Origin of the sequence: Mesorhizobium sp. B2-1-1 (assembly GCF_006442975.2) — a bacterium.
Taxonomy (GTDB): Bacteria; Pseudomonadota; Alphaproteobacteria; order Rhizobiales; family Rhizobiaceae; genus Mesorhizobium.
The window spans coordinates 5537365-5552645 of record NZ_CP083954.1; the positions used below are offsets into that span (position 1 = coordinate 5537365).

Consider the following 15281-nt stretch of genomic DNA (forward strand, 5'->3'; position numbering starts at 1 on the left):
GGTCCGATAATAAAGGACTGCACAAGTTTAGCGAGTAGTATGTTCCCGTTATGTCTCATTTCCGCTCTGGCCGCGAAATTCAGTGCAGGTGCGAATGGCAGCCAATCGAAAACCTTCCTCTAAAGGCGACCGTCCGTTTCGGCCCCATCGAGACCTTCAAGATGATGCATCGCAAAATCGACCGCTGGCACCAACCGGGCGGTGCGGAGACCTCAAATATCGTAGCGCCGCCCGCCTCTTGCGGCAAAAACCGCTAAGTTCGCTAGCCCACCAGCTTTTCATTCCGTTCTACCACTGCGAACGTCGCTTTCCCCTTTCCGGCCCACAGTTCGCGCGCCCGTTGACCGTCCTCACTCTGGAGCTTGTCCGCCATCCAGATGAGCGCGCCGAACATCATGGCGCGATCGTCACCGGTCAGATCGACTATCCCGGCCTTGACGACGAGACCGCCGAGTTCGATGAGCTGCCGTGTGCGCTTGCGACGCTCGATCTGACACGTGCGCATGTCATGCCGAGCCAGTGCCGCTTGCCGTCGATTGAGTGCCGCCCGGTTGCGCTGGAGCGCTGCGCCGGTTGCTTTCAGATGCCGGAGCAATTCGCCTTGGTCGGCTCTCGAAAAACATCACCCCACGCTTGGCCCACGCCTCACGCTTTGCGGTGTCTTTCGTCTCGGCAATTGCGACCAATGCGCCGGCCAGTTCGTCGGTATTGAGCTGATCGGCGCCGGTGGCGATCACCAGTTCGCCAAGCTGCTGCACCTTTCGCGTTTTGAGTTCCCGCGCTTTGTCTTCCAGTGCCTTCAGTTCCGCGTCGAAGTTCCGTGGTTTGCGCATGTCTACCTCCATTGATTGTCGATCTCTGGATGATAGTTGAGCGTCCACCGGAAGGCTTCAGGGTTGCCGAGACAGCCCGGGACGGGCTGGTCCATCCCGAGATTTTTTCGAGGGAGGGCGCGCTTATACGTCGTGCCGACGTACGCTTTGCCGTGCAAATGATCTGGTCGCGATGGCGATCTATCATCTTCACGTCAAGGTCATTGGCCGCAAGGCAGGCTCAAGCGCTGTCGCGTCCGCCGCCTACCGCTCGGCTTCGCGGCTGCGCGACGAGCGCATTGATCGCACGCATGACTTCTCGGCCAAGCGCGGTGTCCTCCATTCCGAGGTGATGCTGCCGGAGGATGCACCGGAGGCCTGGCGCGACCGCGAGAGGCTGTGGAACGATGTCGAGGCGTTCGAGGTGCGCAACGACGCGCAGTTGGCTCGTGAGGTGGAGTTTGCCCTCCCGCGCGAACTCAGCCAGGCGCAAGGCATCGAACTGGCGCGCGACTTTGTTCAAGCCGAGTTTGTCAGCCAGGGCATGGTCGCCGATCTCAATGTGCATTGGGACAGGGCGGAGGATGGCAGCCCCAAACCTCATGCTCATGTCATGCTCACCATGCGGGCCGTGGACCAGAATGGTTTTGGTCCAAAGGTTCGAGACTGGAACCGCACCGAACTGGTCGAGCGCTGGCGCGAGCGGTGGGCCGAGCTGGCCAATGAGCGTCTGGCCGAACTCGACATCGACGCCCGCATCGATCATCGCAGTCTGGAAGCGCAGGGCATTGCGCTCGAGCCGCAAACCCAGATTGGTGCACCGGCCCAACGCATCGAGGGCAGTGGCCTTGCTGCTGGCGACATTGAAGCGGATCGCGCCGAACTGCATCGCGAGATCGCGCGCAACAATGGTGCGCGCATCATTGCCGATCCATCCGTGGCGCTGGATGCCATCACGCATCAGCAGTCGACCTTTATCCGAAAAGACATTGCGAAGTTCTCGCATCGCCACAGCGACGGAATGGAGCAGTTCAACGAGGTGGTGGCAGCCATCAGCAACGCGCCCGATCTGGTCGAACTCGGCAAGGACGGACGCGGCGAAGACCGTTTCACCACAAGGCAGATGATCGACACCGAACAGCGCCTGCATCGCGCGGCAGAGCGTATCGATTTGGACGAGCGTCATGCGGTGAATGACGTACATCGCGAGGCAGCACTGGCGCAGGCTGCGCAACGCGGGCTTGTCCTTACGGGCGAGCAGAGCGATGCGCTGGCGCATATCACCGACGGTCGCGGTCTTGGTGTCGTCGTCGGCTTTGCCGGAACGGGCAAGAGCGCCATGCTGGGCGTTGCGCGCCAGGCATGGGCAGCGGGGGGCTACGAGGTTCGAGGTGCCGCACTCTCCGGCATTGCCGCCGAGAATCTGGAAGGCGGATCAGGCATCCCGTCACGCACCATCGCCAGCATGGAGCATGGCTGGGGACAGGGCAGGGATCTGCTCACCGCGCGCGATGTCCTGGTGATCGATGAAGCCGGCATGGTCGGCACGCGCCAGTTGGAGCGCGTGCTCTCCCATGCGGCTGACGTTGGCGCAAAAGTCGTCCTCGTCGGCGATCCGCAGCAGCTACAGGCAATCGAAGCCGGCGCTGCATTCCGCTCTATCCACGAGCGACACGGCGGCGTCGAAATCGGCCAGGTGCGCCGGCAGCGCGAGGACTGGCAGCGCGATGCAACGCGCGATCTGGCAACCGGCAGGATCGGCGCTGCGGTCAGCGCCTACGACGCGCAAGGCATGGTGCATCAAGCTGCAACGCGCGACGAAGCGCGAGGGGAACTCGTCGAGCGCTGGGATCGCGACAGGCGGGCGCATCCAGAGGCAAGCCGGATTATCCTCACCCACACAAACGACGAGGTGCGCGCCCTCAACCAGGCCGCGCGCGATCGCATGCGCGCTGCTGGCGATCTCGGCGACGAGGTTCAGGTGAATGTGGAACGCGGTGCAAGGGCCTTCGCGAGCGGCGACCGTGTCATGTTCCTGCGCAACGAGCGCGGGCTCGGCGTCAAGAACGGTACGCTGGGCATCGTGGAGGAAGTCAGCACACAGAGTATGGCCGTGCGGACCGACGACGGCAGCTCGGTACGGTTCGACCTGAAAGACTACGCGCACATCGACCACGGCTATGCCGCAACCATTCACAAGGCGCAGGGCATGACCGTCGACCGCACCCATGTGCTCGCCACGCCGGGCATGGATGCGCATGGCAGTTACGTCGCCCTGTCGCGGCATCGGGACATCATGGACCTGCATTATGGTGGCGATGACTTTACAACCCACGAACGCCTCGTCCAGACGCTGTCACGCGACCGCGCCAAGGACATGGCGTCGGATTACGAGCAGCTCGACCCGGCGCAACACTATGCCGAGCGGCGCGGCATCACGTTCCGCGAGCGCGTGGTCGAGATCATGCGCCGGATCATTCCGGAGAAGTTGCGCGACAGGATCGGCGGGCTGGTCGACGGGTTGCACTCGCCCGGAGACGGCGAGCCCAGGCAGGACCGTGGATCTGGGCCGGGAAGGGAAAATGTTGGGGCGCGGATCGGAGATGTTGGCGCCACGCCCGAAAGGAGAACTCCCGCCACGGGAGTGTCGCGCGACACGGATATGCCGGTGGACGCGGAAGCGGCGTTGCGCAGCGCTCGCACCCAGTCGCTTGTTCGTCACGCGCGCGCTATCGACGCGATCCTCACTACTCGAAATGCGGATGGCCAGGCCAGTCCCGAGCAGATGCGCGAATTGAGGGATGCCCGTACCGCTTTCGAGAAGGTGCGGCCACATGGCTGGCGCGATGCCGAAGCGGCTTATGTGAAGAATCCCGAACTTGTCCGCGAGGCGGGGGCCGGCCGCGTCAACCGCATCGTGCTCGCTCTCCAGCTTGAAACGGAAATCCGCACCGGGATGGACATCGACCCAGGCCGCCGCGCCGACCGGTTTGTGGAACGTTGGCAAAAGCTCGATCGGACGGGACAGGAGCAATATCAGGCCGGCGACATGTCCGGCTACAAGTCAACGCGTTCGGCCATGTCCGATATGGCCAAGAGCCTCGAACGCGATCCTCAGCTTGAATCCCTATTGGCCAATCATAAGAAGGCGCTCGGCATTCGGATCGAATCCGGCCGTCGTCTCGGGGCGGAACTCGCCTTTAACTATGGCATCGGGCTCGGCCGAGGCAAAGGCATCGGAATCTGACCATCCGATTTGCCTCCGTTTCCACGCCACATCGCGGTGGGGCGGGAATGCGTCTTGCCTGACCGATGCAGCCTGTTTCGTGTGAACCATCAAATATCAGAGGCACTCAGGAGGAGACAGGCGAGCCATGCCCGAACCCGATCGCATCATCCGCAGCAGAACTGTCCTTGCCCGGACCGGCCTGTCCCGTTCAACCATGTATCGCAAGATCGCCGAAGGCACGTTCCCGGCCCAAGTCAAGATCAGCTTAAACGGTGCGGGATGGCGCGAATCCGATATCAATCGGTGGGTGGAGGATCCGGTATCTTGGAGGCCGAGGCGAGAGGGTGATTAAATCCGATTGCGAGAGCTGGTGAAATGATAGCATCTATATCATCTTGCCATGCTTTTTCTGTGGATAATGGAACCGAAGCACCGGTATGATTTTAGATTGGGTAATTTTGAGGGTATCGATCAATACCCTTACTGACGATTTCTAATTAAAATCAAATACATAGCTTACACTTCGATTCCGCCTCTGGCACCATTTCCCCCTATGTACGGCCCGGAGACATAGGTAACAGAATGTACCTAAGACATGGGTGACAACCTCGTGCCGAACGGGTTGTCGATGGTCTGCAAGGTCCTCTGTTCCAAGTCGATATACCCCAGATCATAGTGCATGAAGGAGACGAGCCAAATGCCGTCGTCGACTTCGCTGATGCCGAGCCTTTGGCGGGCGAGCACGGTGGAGATGTTTATCTTCTTCCTGTGCATGCAGATGCGGCCGCAGGCGGTGACGAGGATGTCCTTGTCATGGAAGGGATATTCCAGCTCGGGTAGACCTTGATAGGCTCTTGAAGAGCCTCTGTAGAGCTCGGCTGGCACCTTCATGCCGATGGCCTCGTGGGGCCTCTCGTCATTGAATTCGCTCATGAAAGCATCGAACCTGGCCTGCTGCTGGAGGGTGTTCATGCCCGGCGGCCGGGTCGTTTCGGCCTTGAGCGTGCGGTGCATGCGCTCATGGCGAGCGTTCTCGTGCGGGTTGCCAGGCCGGATGCGCTCGATGGCGATGCCGAGCCTCAGCCAGAACACCGACAGCCTCGATAGATTGTAGAGGCCGTTGGGGCTTGCGAAGGGAAGGCCATTGTCGCTTCTAATCGCTTCCGGCAGGCCACGTTCCTTGAACAGCCGGACGAAAGCCTCGATGACTGGAACCTCCTTTGTCGCTTCAAGGGCTTCGCAGGCCAGCAGATAGCGTGAAGCCTGGTCGGTGACGGTCAGGGGGTAACAGTAGCGGCCGTTGCCGAGCTTGAACTCGCCCTTGAAATCGGCGCACCAGAGATCGTTGGGCCGCATCGCCTGTGACAGTTGCGTGCCCGCGGCCTTGTTCGCCCGGTTCCTCTTGCGGGCCTGGCTCACAAGGCCGTGGCGGTCGAGCACGGCATGAACCGTGCTCTTGGCCGGAATGCGCACGTCGCCGGCCAGTTTCCTGATCAGCAACTCCCTGATCTTCCTGGCGCCCCAGTGCGGCTTCTCTTGCTTGTTTTCCACAATCATCCGCTCGATCTGGACCGGCAGTTGGTTGGCATAGCGCACCGGCCGCCGAGAGCGGTCCGTCAGTGCCTCAAGGCCCTCATCCTTGTAGCGATTGAAGATCTTGTAGCCCGTCTTGCGCGAGATGCCGAACTCCCGGCACACATCGCTCATGCCTTCCCCGTCCAGAAGACGGGCCACGAAGCGTAGACGTTCCTCCATCACCGAACACTCTCTCCACGGCATCAACACCTCCGGCCAAAAGCCAAAAGTGTTACCCATGTGTCCGGTACAAAACGTCACCTATGTCTCGGGTCGCTCACTAAGCCGCTGATTTTCCTGAAGCGTTATTTTCCAAGGGTTTGACCCACCTCGACTGTCACACACGCTGTGATACAGTCGAGGAATGGACGACATGCGCAAGATACCAAACACAATCATCCGAAATGGCATCTACTATGTTCACGTCCGCGTACCGAAAGACCTCATAGAGAGTTAGCCGCCCTGCTTGGGGCAAGAGTTGTCGAAGGTGACGATGGCCCAGCGGTTCTGGCGCAAGGCCAACTTGCGCATCCATCCGGTCCTCTCCCCGAACTTGGCGCGGCACCAGGCGCCGTCGGTCGCCGTCATGCACAGTTCGGTCGTGACGCAGGTTTGCGACGGAACCACGCCGACCACCTCGGCGTCGTCGCGCGCCTCGGCGCGGACGTTCAGGTTAACCAGGACCTGGACGCTGGCGCCTTCCGGCGCGGGAGGCGCGGCCTGTGCCGCATCCGCGCACTTGCCGGTGAAGCCCGAATAGAAGCAGCCCCCGGCCCGCTTGGCAGTCTTGAGCATGGCCGCCGTTCCGGCAACACCGACCTTCTCGAAGATCAGCGGAGCGCCCGATACGCTGGTGCCGCTGATCCGCCGCTGGTTGCCGCCAAGACGGGCGATCACCGCTCCGGCCGCATCGAACAGGGCCATCTGACCCTCGCTCACGCCCCAGGAACTGACCAGAGCGGCATCGCCGCGGCAGCCCAGCCCCTTAATGGCGAAGCGGCCGTTCGCATCGGCTGTCGACCCCAGCGCCATGTGGCAAGTTGAGGGAAGGTTGGAATAGCGCGCATCAACGAGCTGCCAGGTGCCGCTGAATGCCTGAACGAACTGGTCCACGGACTGCGCCCGTACCACCGTGGCCGGGAACGACATGCCCGCCACGGCCAGAACGACGGTCAAAAATCTCGCAACCTTCATGATGCCCTCTCCGCTGCGCGAAAGTCGAAAATTAGGGAGCTAGCGACTTCCTCAGGGCTCGCCCGCCGAAACCTCGGCCTGGCCGACGACCCTGCCGTCCTGCCGGAGAACAACCCTGATGGAGATGTGGTCGCCCTTGGCGAGAGACAGCGCAGTCCTGGCTATGTCCTGGGATTGGCCGGCGGAGAGCCTCAGTGTGCGGTTCTGGCGCGTGGTCATCGTGCCCGAGCCGCCCGTCCGGTCGATCTCAACCGAGCCCTCGATCTCCACAACGCCAAGGCCGACGGCCGATGCAGTGATCTGGACCCCGGCGCCCGTGGGCACGATGGCGATGGAGGGGACCGCGACGGCGCCTCCGTGCTGCGCCACCGCGCCGCCTGCACCGCAGGCGGCGGCAAGACCCACGACGAGTGCAGCCGCGCCGCGCATCGCTAGAAACCGGTCTGGGTGATCGAAACTGTTCCCGGCGCCGTCGAGAACACCTGCATGCCTGTCACGCCTACCGGGCTAAGATTGTTGCCGTTCTGCGTGATGGTCACGGCGGTGTTGGCCGCCACGGACGTGGAGAAGGTGTTGCCGTTGCCGTTCTGAACTATCTCGCCGCTGCCACCAGAACCCACGGTGAGTGAGTTGGCATTGCCGCTGCCGTTCTGCACGATCAGACCGGTTGCGCCACCGCCTACGGTCAGCGATGCATCGTTGCCATCGCCGAGCTGCAGGACGGCGCCAAGGGAATCGGCTCCAAATGCGCTCAACTGAGCCGAATTGCCCAACGTCCCGCCAGCCGAATTGTCCTGGAGAAGAAACAACTGACCACCATCGCCTTCGATGGTCAGCGTTGCGGTGTTGCCCTGGCCTGTCTGAAGCGCGGACGGCGCAGTCGCCTGGTCCATCCGGTACAGGTCGCCGACAGCAAGCGTGCCGCCGAGCGCGTTATCGATCATCTGCTGCGTCGGGCCGGCGACAAGCGAACCGGTGGCGCGCGACTGGTCTGACGACAGGACGTTTCCCTCGAGCGCGCCAGGAGGGCTGGTCTGGATGATCTTCAGGACGTTATTGTCGCCAGCAAAGGCCGGAGAGGAACATAAGACGAGAGCGCTCGCCAGAACAGCCGTAGATTTGCGCATGATGCGAACAAGCTCCCTGTGTTGCGTCACCAGGATGTCTGCGAGACGCTGACCGTATTGCCGTTTCCGGACTGTGAAAATCCCACGACGTTATTTCTTCCGGATTGGGTGACGGCTGCCTGATTTGCCATGCCCGAGATCGAGGCTGTAAGCCGGTCGCCGCTGCCCTCCTGCGCGAAAGCGAAGAGATTGTAGCTGCCGGTTACGCTGGCGATGATGTGGTCGTCGAATCCGCTCTGTGTGATCGAACCGGGCGTGAGGCCAGCCGAGAGGATCGCTCCGATGAAGGACGGGCCAAGCGGGCCGCCGTTGAAATCGCTCTCGATGTTGACGTCGATCACGTTCGCCGCGCCGAGACCGTGGTGGGCCTGAAGAACGGACACCGCATTGAGGCTGCCGCTCACGCCGAGCATGAGCGAATTGGACAACCCGTGCTGGGCCAGGATAACCAGTTCGTTGCCGGCCTGGGCAGGCGCCGACGCCAAGACGACGCCCGCAACAAAGACAGAATGCAGATTCATTGTTACAGTCCCCTCGTAATGTGGGGAGATCATCGCAAGTGCTGCCTAATATTCGGGCCTCGGGATCGATCAAAGTTGAAGCAACGTCGCTTTCTCCGGTCCGACCGAAGACAAGGTCATTGCTGGAGCACGACGGCGCTCTGCCAGAACCAGCCTGAGGCGCCACGCCACCGAACTGGTTGCTGTCGCCGTGCACCGACGCCAGGAGGGTAAGCGCCACACCGCCCTTTGCGTTGGAGAACGGATTGAGAGGGCCCATGAGCATCGTCAACGCACCGGCGCTATCGAGGCCACATAGTCACGTTGCCGGGCCGCCTTCGGAGTCGCGGCAGGGTTTGGCGCCGTCGCCGCGCCGGCGACCGCAGGCGAAGCCTCGGGAACGGCCACGCCCGGCTCAAGCGAGCCGACGGTTTCGTCCGGCGCTGCGGGAGGCGGAGCCGCGGGGACGGGCGCGCCCGGCGGCGGAGCCGCCAGAGCCGGAGTCGTGCGTCGCGGCGCAGCCGCCGCGCGCGGCCATGCGGCTGTCGTCTCGACGACGTCCGCGGCGTTGCGTGTCTTGGGCGGCGGCACGATTTCAGCGGCCGCGGTCAGCTTGGTGCCATACTTCTCGTTGCGGTAGTCGGCTATCAGCTCGCGTCCTGCATCCCGGTCCTCGAACGACCAGACACCGAGTTCGGCGCCCTCGATGATCATACCCATCACCGCCTTCTCGATGGCCTGCTGCACGGCGATCTGCTTGGGCTCGTTCTGGGTGACGCCCGCCTCAGCCTCGAGGATCTTGTCCAGGGCGACATAGCGGAATGCACCGCCCTGCAGCGCGTAGGAGGCGATCATCTTGTGGACCGCCACGCTGGACAGCACCTCGCCCGTGTTCGTCGAAACGGCCCGCAAAGTGACGGTCACAGTGTCCTGCTGCCACTTCACATCGCCGCCGATGCCCAGGTAGCGCGCGCCGATGCCGCCCGTCATGGTGTTGGTGTCGTAACCGGTGATTCCGCCCTGGAGGATGATGCCCGCGTGATCGAGCGGCGGCAGGACCCGCGCGTCGATACGCTGCTCGTTGCGGTAGAGCCGCCGCATCTCGGTGACGATCTGCCGTTCCTTGAGCAGGTCGTCAAGGCGGGCACGGTCGAGCACAGTGAACCAGCGCTTCTCGCCAGCATCCTGCAAGGCCTTGATCAGCATGGGCGCACCGCCCTGGGTGACAGCCCGCGACAGGGTCTGGACGTTCTCGCGTTCCTTGTACTGGCCGGTGAGATCGGGGAAATCGTAGACGGCGACGGTAATTCGCTTCGAAGGGGCCGGGATGGTGCGCAGGCTGTGGCTCTGCTTCGTCACAGGCGTATAAACAGGCTGCAGAACGCCTTCGGTCGGCACCGCCTGGCATCCGCCAAGCACTGACACGAGTGCGCCTACGACGGCGACCCTTGCGATCTTTGTCCCAAAGCGCCGGCTTTTCGGCATGTCGGCCTCCCGTGAGGCCGCTGCCCGCACTCGCACTGATCCATCCCGCATCGAAATCAATTGAGCCCCGGGCTGAGCGACGTGCTCGACGTCAGGTCGCCGCTCAGGGCGCCGGTGTTCAATCCGCCGGACAGAGCGTTGCCCGACTCCAGGCCACCAGCGCCCTGCATGAGGGAATTCACGGTGTTGTTTGTCGCGACCAGCAGGGGCACCACGATCTCGGTGACGCCGGTCGGGTCAGTGATGATCAGCCGGATCGAATCGACGGTCCGCTCGAAGGTGACGGTCGTCTCACCGAAACGGACCGTACCCGAGTCCTGGGGATTGTCACCGAAGATCGCCTCGGTAACCTGACTCGCGAGCCCCGAAAGCAGGCGGCTCTGGAGCTGGCGGATAAAGAGGTCCGCGTCGGTGGAGCCCGGATCGCTCGGATCCGTCGAATCCGTGCCCGGGCCTGGCGTGCGGGCCGTGGCCGTACGCTGGGCGTTGGCGAGGCCGAGCAGGTGAGACGAATTCAGCGGGCTGCCGCCGAAGGAGGGGTTGACCGGAGTGTAGACCATATCCTGAGCGACCGAACCGCCCGCGGCAGCCAGAACAACGCCAGCGGTCAGAAGCGCCGCACAAGCAGTCTTCATCATCTCATCTCCCCCAACACCTTGCGAATGAAAACCGCCATAACGGCGTTTCTTGCAAACACTTCCAGGCACCGTTTCCGCCACCCTGCCGCTTTCCCCCACGTACATGACAGGATCGCTATTACGCCTGCGCCCGGCCTCACTGCGCTTTTACGGGACGTGCTGGCGGGGCGGCCTGGCAACCCTACTGCGAGACGCCGATGCTGTTTGAGCTGCCGATCTGGCTGAACGATGCATAGTTGCTGTTCCCCGCCTGGACGATCGCGACCTCGTTGCCGGTTCCCATGACCGACCCGTCGATCGTGTTGCCGCCGCCGATCTGGGCGAAGGCGAACTCGTTCAGATTGCCGACGACGTCATAGGTCAGGCTGTTGCCCGACAGCGCCGAGGACGAGTCCTGAAGCGCCCTGCCCGCCACGAGTTGACCGCCAGACGTGCTGACCAGCAATCCCGCGGCGCCGGTCAGGCTGCCACTGCCGTTCGAGTCCCCCTGGAAGGTCATGCTGACCGTATTGAAGCTGCCGTTCTGGTCGATCGCTACATCGTTCTGGTCGCCGAAGATGTCGACAGAGCCGGTATTCACGTCTCCTGTCTGACTCAGCGTGACCTCGTTGGCATTGCCGTTCGCCAGCGCCACCGCGTCGTTGAAGGTGCCGTCCTGATCGACGTCGAACTGGTTGCCGTCCCCGTAGATCTCGATGAGCGCGCTGTTGATGGCGCCGTCCTGGGCGAGCGTTGCGCCGTTGAGGTTTCCGGTGACGACCATCCCGCCCGTATTGCTGCCCTCCTGGTCGACCGCCACGTCGTTCTGGTCGCCCTGGATGTCGACTGTCGCTTCGTTGGAGCCGGCCGCGCCGAGTTGATCGACGACAAGGTTGTTGCTGTTTCCATCGACGCGGATCCCGGCTTCATTACCGAAGGAGGAGATGGCTTCCTGGTCGAGCGAAACGACGTTGAGGTTTCCGGTGACGAACACCTCGCCCGTATTGCTGCCGTCCTGGTCCACCGCCACGGCGTTCTCGTCGCCGAGAATGTCGACGGTCCCGTAGTTGCTGCCGATCACGCCCAGCTGGTCGAGCGAAATCGTGTTGGCGTTCCCGTCGACGTCGATCTCGCCGACATTGCCGAACGAAGCGAGGCTGTCCTGGTTCAGGACCACCGCATTGTCGTCGCTGCTGCCGGCGGTCCGGGATCCGATCAGGACCTCGCCGAGATTGGCGATTCCGATCTGGCTCAGTGTAAGTTCGTTGGAGTTGCCGTTCGCAAACGCCAGCGCCTCGTTTGCCTCGCCAATCTGGGCAATGCCGAACTGGTTGCTGTCTCCGCGGATCTCGAGTTCGGCGCTGTTGACGTCGCCTTCCTGCGATACCGCGACCTGATTGGCACTTCCGTCCACAGTGCCGACGATCCGGTTACCCAGCCCGTCCTGGACGAAGCCGAACAGGTTGCCGTCGCCGGTCGCGACATAGCTCAGGTCGTTGCCTTCCCCGGTCTGGCGAATGCGCGACTGGGAGATCCCCACGCCCAGCGCCACCCCGGTGAAGACGCCGGACGTCACCCCGTTGCCGGCACCCGAGAAGGTCAGCCTCGCGGTGTTGTCCAGGGCGCCGGTGTTGGTCTGGCTCAGCTCGCGAATCTGGTTGCCATTGCCGCCGCCCTGGGTCACCGACCCGACGTTCGTGCCGCCGCTCGAGGCGCTGTTGATCTGCGTCGCCGTGTAGACGAGCTGGGAATTGCCAGTCTGGTTGACGGTCAGCTGGTTGCCGAAGCCGGTCTGGTGCGCGCCACTGCCGTCATTGCGCGGGCCGCTGCTGGTGTTGCCCACGCGCGAAGACTGGCCGGTCTGGGTGATGGTGACGTCGTTGGAACCGTCCGCGGCGCCGCCGGTGAAGGTCTGCCGCAAGTTGGAGACGCGTGCCGACCAGCCGCCGTTCTGGGTGATCGTTGCGTTGTTGGAAGAGGTCGTCGCAGACGTGCCGCCATTCTGCTGCACCTCGAAGACGGCCTGGTTGGCACCCGTCTGATCGATTCGCAGATAGTTGGAGTTTCCGATCTGGTCGATGCCAAGACCCGCCTGGTCGCCCGGCGCTCCTGCCCGGTTGATCTGGTTGCGCGGCGGGCTGTTCACGTTCGAGTCATGCGTCTGGTTGATGATCAGCTCGTTGTCGGTGCCGTCCTGCCGGATTCGCTGCGTCGTATGTCCGGCTCTGTTGCCGACGGCTGAACCGTTCGACTGGCCCTGGACGATGGAGGCCGAGTTACCGTCGCCGACCTGGTCGATATAGGCCTCGTTCTCGCCTGCGAGTGCCGCCCCCATGAGAAGTCCGACCGCCGTGGTGGTCGCAAGTGTCAGCTTGAATGTCATCGTGTAACCCCTGTCACGCGGTTGAATGTTGCTCGAAGACGTCGGCCGGGCGGCTTCCCGCCCGGCCGATAGTGCTTACTGCGAGACTGAGAGGCTGTTCGAGCCGCCACCGTTCTGGGTGAACGACGTCACGTTGTTCGACCCGTTCTGCAACACGGCGACCTGGTTTCCATTGGATGCGCCGGCGTTGCCGACGAGGCCGGTGATGGAGTTGCCGCCACCGATCTGAGCAAAGGCGAACTGGTTCAGATTGCCGATGGCCTCATAGGTCAGGCTGTTCCCCGTCAGGGCCGAGGACGAGTCCTGAAGAGCTCTGCCCGCCACGAGGAGGCCGCCCGAACTGCCGGCCAGAGCTCCCGCAACGCCAGTCAAGCCGTTGGCGCCGTTCGTGTCACCCTGGAAGGTGATGAGGGCCGTGTTGAAGCTGCCAATCTGGCTGATCAGCGCTTCGTTGCCATTGCCGGTCGCCAGAGCCAGTGCATCGTTCAACGTGCCGGACTGGACCACGGCCAGCTCGTTGCTGTCTCCGAGGATCTCGATCTGCCCGTTGTTGAAGTCGGCGGTCTGGTCGAGCGATGCGGTGTTGAGGTTTCCGACCACCGACACCAAGCCCTCGTTCCTGCCGACCTGGTCGACCGTCACCTGGTTCGTGTCGCCGAAGACATCGACGAGCACGTTGTTGCCGTAATCGAGACTGGTCACGCCGAGCTGGTCGACGGAAATCGTGTTGGTGTTTCCATCGACGAGAATCTCGGCTTGATTGCCGAGCGAGGCGCCGCTGTCCTGGTTCAGAGCCATGACATTGTCGTCGCTGCCCCCGTTCCGGTCGCCGATCAGGATCTGGCCGATATTGGTGCCTCCTGTCTGGCTCATCGTGACGTCGTTGGCGTTGCCGGTCGCCCGCGCCGTCGCCTCGTTGTAATCGCCGGACTGGTCACCGTCGAACTCGTTGTCGTGCCCGATGATCTCGAGCAGCGCGCTGTTGACGGCTCCGTCCTGGTCCAGCGTTGCGTCGTTGGCGTTTCCTACGACGTACACGTCGCCCTGATTGCTGCCGTTCTGGTCGACAGCCACGTCGTTGTCGTCGCCCTGGATGTCGACGCCCGCATCATTGTAGCCGGTCGCGCCGAGCTGATCGACCGACACCGTGTTGCCGTTTCCGTCGACCAGGATCTCGGCTTCATTGCCGAACGAGGAGCCGGTGTCCTGGTTCAGGACCACCAGGTTCTCGTCGCTGGCGCCGTCCCGGTCTCCGATCGCGATCCGACCGATATTCGCGTCGCCCGTCTGGCCCACCGCGAACTCGTTGGCGTTGCCGGTCGCCCGAGCCACCGCGTCGTTCCCCGAGCCGGACTGGTCGATGCCGAACTGGTTGCCGTCACCAAGAATGTCGAGCAGCAGGCTGTTGCCGTTGCCTTCCTGCTTGATCAGGCCCTGCGTCACCGAGGACGAGGTGGTGACGAAGGTGCCGAAGCCGGTCGTGCCGTTCGAGTTGCCGACCTGCGACGCGTCCGCGGTGTTGCCATCGCCGACCTGCGATCCGTCGATCGCGTTGCCGTCGCCATCCTGGCTCATGGCCGTCGCATTGCCCTGACCGTCTTGGACCGAGGCGCCGATGCGGTTGCCTGCCCCGGTCTGGCTCAGGTTGGCGTCGTTGCCGCCGCCGGTCTGCGTGACTCCGCCGCTGACGGAGTCAGCGTTGCCGGTGCCGATGATGTTGCCGCCGGCGCCTTCGCTGGTCTGGGTGATCGCCACAGTGTTGGCAGCACCCGAGACATGCGTCTGTGCGATGCCGGTGACGGTGGAGAGCCCATCCACAGGCTCGCCCGAAGCGGTCTGCTGGGTGACGGTCGCGCTGTTGAGCCTCCCCGAGCCGCTTGCGCTGCTCTGGTTGATCTGGTTGACGCGGTTGCCGTCGGAAAGCTGGTCGATGACCAGCACATTGCCGTCGCCTGTCTGGTCGAGGCCGGTGCCGCGGGTACCCACCTGGTTGCGGTTGCCGGCCTGCCCGACATCGAGGTTGTTACCCGAGCCGTTCTGGCTGGCCGCGTCCGTCGCGGTGCCGACTTCGTTCTCGTCGCCGGGACCCTGGACCACCATGCCAGTGTTGCCGCTGCCCGTCTGCGAGACGTTAGCGAAGTTGTCGTCGGCCCAGGCCGGCGCAGACACCAGCGCCATCGCCGTCGCGGCCAGAAGTGTCGAAGCGAAACGTTTGGATGAGAGTAGTGCCGTCTTCTTCATTTTGATTGTCCCCAACTAGAGGTGAGAGATATCGATGCCGGTCGCGCCGGATGCCGGAAGCCGGATTGGAGCGCGGGGGCATCGTCAATTTGTTGAACCTTGGCGTCTGCGACGTGTC

At 63.1% G+C, this 15281-nt stretch carries 13 protein-coding genes; 2 read left to right on the plus strand and 11 right to left on the minus strand.

The annotated features are described in order from the left end of the window. Window positions 1-262: 262 nt before the first annotated feature. Together FJ972_RS26880 and FJ972_RS26885 are read right to left on the minus strand one after the other, a co-directional pair. Window positions 263-505, minus strand: a complete 243-nt coding sequence (locus tag FJ972_RS26880) for a conjugal transfer protein TraD (RefSeq protein WP_140525537.1) — start codon at window positions 503-505, stop codon at window positions 263-265. A gap of 1 nt (window position 506) precedes the next feature. Beyond that, entirely contained in the window at window positions 507-833 is a 327-nt protein-coding gene (locus FJ972_RS26885) for a conjugal transfer protein TraD (RefSeq protein WP_140525580.1), read from the minus strand. 172 nt (window positions 834-1005) lie between these two features. Between FJ972_RS26885 and traA the strand changes: the two genes are divergently transcribed. Together traA and FJ972_RS26895 are read left to right on the plus strand one after the other, a co-directional pair. Then, complete coding sequence (gene traA / locus FJ972_RS26890; RefSeq protein ID WP_140525536.1) at window positions 1006-4059, plus strand: Ti-type conjugative transfer relaxase TraA; 3054 nt, start codon at window positions 1006-1008, stop codon at window positions 4057-4059. A 127-nt stretch (window positions 4060-4186) separates the two neighbouring features. Further along, the gene (locus tag FJ972_RS26895; protein WP_140525535.1) at window positions 4187-4393 is read left to right on the plus strand and encodes a helix-turn-helix transcriptional regulator; all 207 of its coding nucleotides are present in this window, start codon (window positions 4187-4189) and stop codon (window positions 4391-4393) included. Window positions 4394-4629: 236 nt separating this feature from the next. Here FJ972_RS26895 and FJ972_RS26900 read toward each other — a convergent pair whose 3' ends face one another. The 9 genes from FJ972_RS26900 to FJ972_RS26940 all read right to left on the minus strand — a co-directional run bounded on the left by FJ972_RS26900 (window position 4630) and on the right by FJ972_RS26940 (window position 15163). Beyond that, window positions 4630-5820: a DDE-type integrase/transposase/recombinase gene (locus tag FJ972_RS26900; RefSeq protein WP_226880449.1), complete on the minus strand. Its 1191-nt coding sequence runs from the start codon at window positions 5818-5820 to the stop codon at window positions 4630-4632. A gap of 249 nt (window positions 5821-6069) precedes the next feature. Continuing rightward, complete coding sequence (locus tag FJ972_RS26905; protein WP_140525780.1) at window positions 6070-6810, minus strand: AprI/Inh family metalloprotease inhibitor; 741 nt, start codon at window positions 6808-6810, stop codon at window positions 6070-6072. Window positions 6811-6861: 51 nt separating this feature from the next. Then, on the minus strand, window positions 6862-7239 hold the full coding sequence (gene csgH, locus FJ972_RS26910; RefSeq protein ID WP_140501008.1) for a curli-like amyloid fiber formation chaperone CsgH: 378 nt from the start codon (window positions 7237-7239) through the stop codon (window positions 6862-6864). A 2-nt stretch (window positions 7240-7241) separates the two neighbouring features. Then, the gene (locus FJ972_RS26915) at window positions 7242-7937 is read right to left on the minus strand and encodes a hypothetical protein (protein WP_140525781.1); all 696 of its coding nucleotides are present in this window, start codon (window positions 7935-7937) and stop codon (window positions 7242-7244) included. Window positions 7938-7963: 26 nt separating this feature from the next. Beyond that, window positions 7964-8458 (minus strand): hypothetical protein, encoded by a 495-nt coding sequence (locus tag FJ972_RS26920; protein WP_181165453.1) that lies wholly within the window; start codon window positions 8456-8458, stop codon window positions 7964-7966. A gap of 267 nt (window positions 8459-8725) precedes the next feature. Further along, window positions 8726-9922 (minus strand): CsgG/HfaB family protein, encoded by a 1197-nt coding sequence (locus FJ972_RS26925; protein WP_181173514.1) that lies wholly within the window; start codon window positions 9920-9922, stop codon window positions 8726-8728. 56 nt (window positions 9923-9978) lie between these two features. Further along, the gene (locus tag FJ972_RS26930) at window positions 9979-10560 is read right to left on the minus strand and encodes a curli assembly protein CsgF (RefSeq protein ID WP_210239494.1); all 582 of its coding nucleotides are present in this window, start codon (window positions 10558-10560) and stop codon (window positions 9979-9981) included. Between the two features lie 181 nt (window positions 10561-10741). Beyond that, a complete protein-coding gene (locus FJ972_RS26935; protein WP_140525783.1) occupies window positions 10742-12922 on the minus strand; it encodes a beta strand repeat-containing protein in 2181 nt (726 codons plus the stop codon). 75 nt (window positions 12923-12997) lie between these two features. Next, window positions 12998-15163, minus strand: coding sequence for a beta strand repeat-containing protein (locus FJ972_RS26940; RefSeq protein ID WP_140525784.1), 2166 nt, complete (start codon window positions 15161-15163; stop codon window positions 12998-13000). Window positions 15164-15281 lie beyond the last annotated feature (118 nt).

Coding starts and splice junctions, on each gene's coding strand:
- FJ972_RS26940 (WP_140525784.1), bottom strand. CDS start 15,163: ATGAAGAAGACGGCACTACTCTCATCCAAACGTTTCGCTTCGACACTT.
- FJ972_RS26915 (WP_140525781.1), bottom strand. CDS start 7,937: ATGCGCAAATCTACGGCTGTTCTGGCGAGCGCTCTCGTCTTATGTTCC.
- FJ972_RS26885 (WP_140525580.1), bottom strand. CDS start 833: ATGCGCAAACCACGGAACTTCGACGCGGAACTGAAGGCACTGGAAGAC.
- traA (WP_140525536.1), top strand. CDS start 1,006: ATGGCGATCTATCATCTTCACGTCAAGGTCATTGGCCGCAAGGCAGGC.
- FJ972_RS26930 (WP_210239494.1), bottom strand. CDS start 10,560: ATGATGAAGACTGCTTGTGCGGCGCTTCTGACCGCTGGCGTTGTTCTG.
- FJ972_RS26935 (WP_140525783.1), bottom strand. CDS start 12,922: ATGACATTCAAGCTGACACTTGCGACCACCACGGCGGTCGGACTTCTC.
- FJ972_RS26895 (WP_140525535.1), top strand. CDS start 4,187: ATGCCCGAACCCGATCGCATCATCCGCAGCAGAACTGTCCTTGCCCGG.
- FJ972_RS26920 (WP_181165453.1), bottom strand. CDS start 8,458: ATGAATCTGCATTCTGTCTTTGTTGCGGGCGTCGTCTTGGCGTCGGCG.
- FJ972_RS26900 (WP_226880449.1), bottom strand. CDS start 5,820: ATGCCGTGGAGAGAGTGTTCGGTGATGGAGGAACGTCTACGCTTCGTG.
- FJ972_RS26880 (WP_140525537.1), bottom strand. CDS start 505: ATGCGCACGTGTCAGATCGAGCGTCGCAAGCGCACACGGCAGCTCATC.
- FJ972_RS26925 (WP_181173514.1), bottom strand. CDS start 9,922: ATGCCGAAAAGCCGGCGCTTTGGGACAAAGATCGCAAGGGTCGCCGTC.
- FJ972_RS26905 (WP_140525780.1), bottom strand. CDS start 6,810: ATGAAGGTTGCGAGATTTTTGACCGTCGTTCTGGCCGTGGCGGGCATG.
- csgH (WP_140501008.1), bottom strand. CDS start 7,239: ATGCGCGGCGCGGCTGCACTCGTCGTGGGTCTTGCCGCCGCCTGCGGT.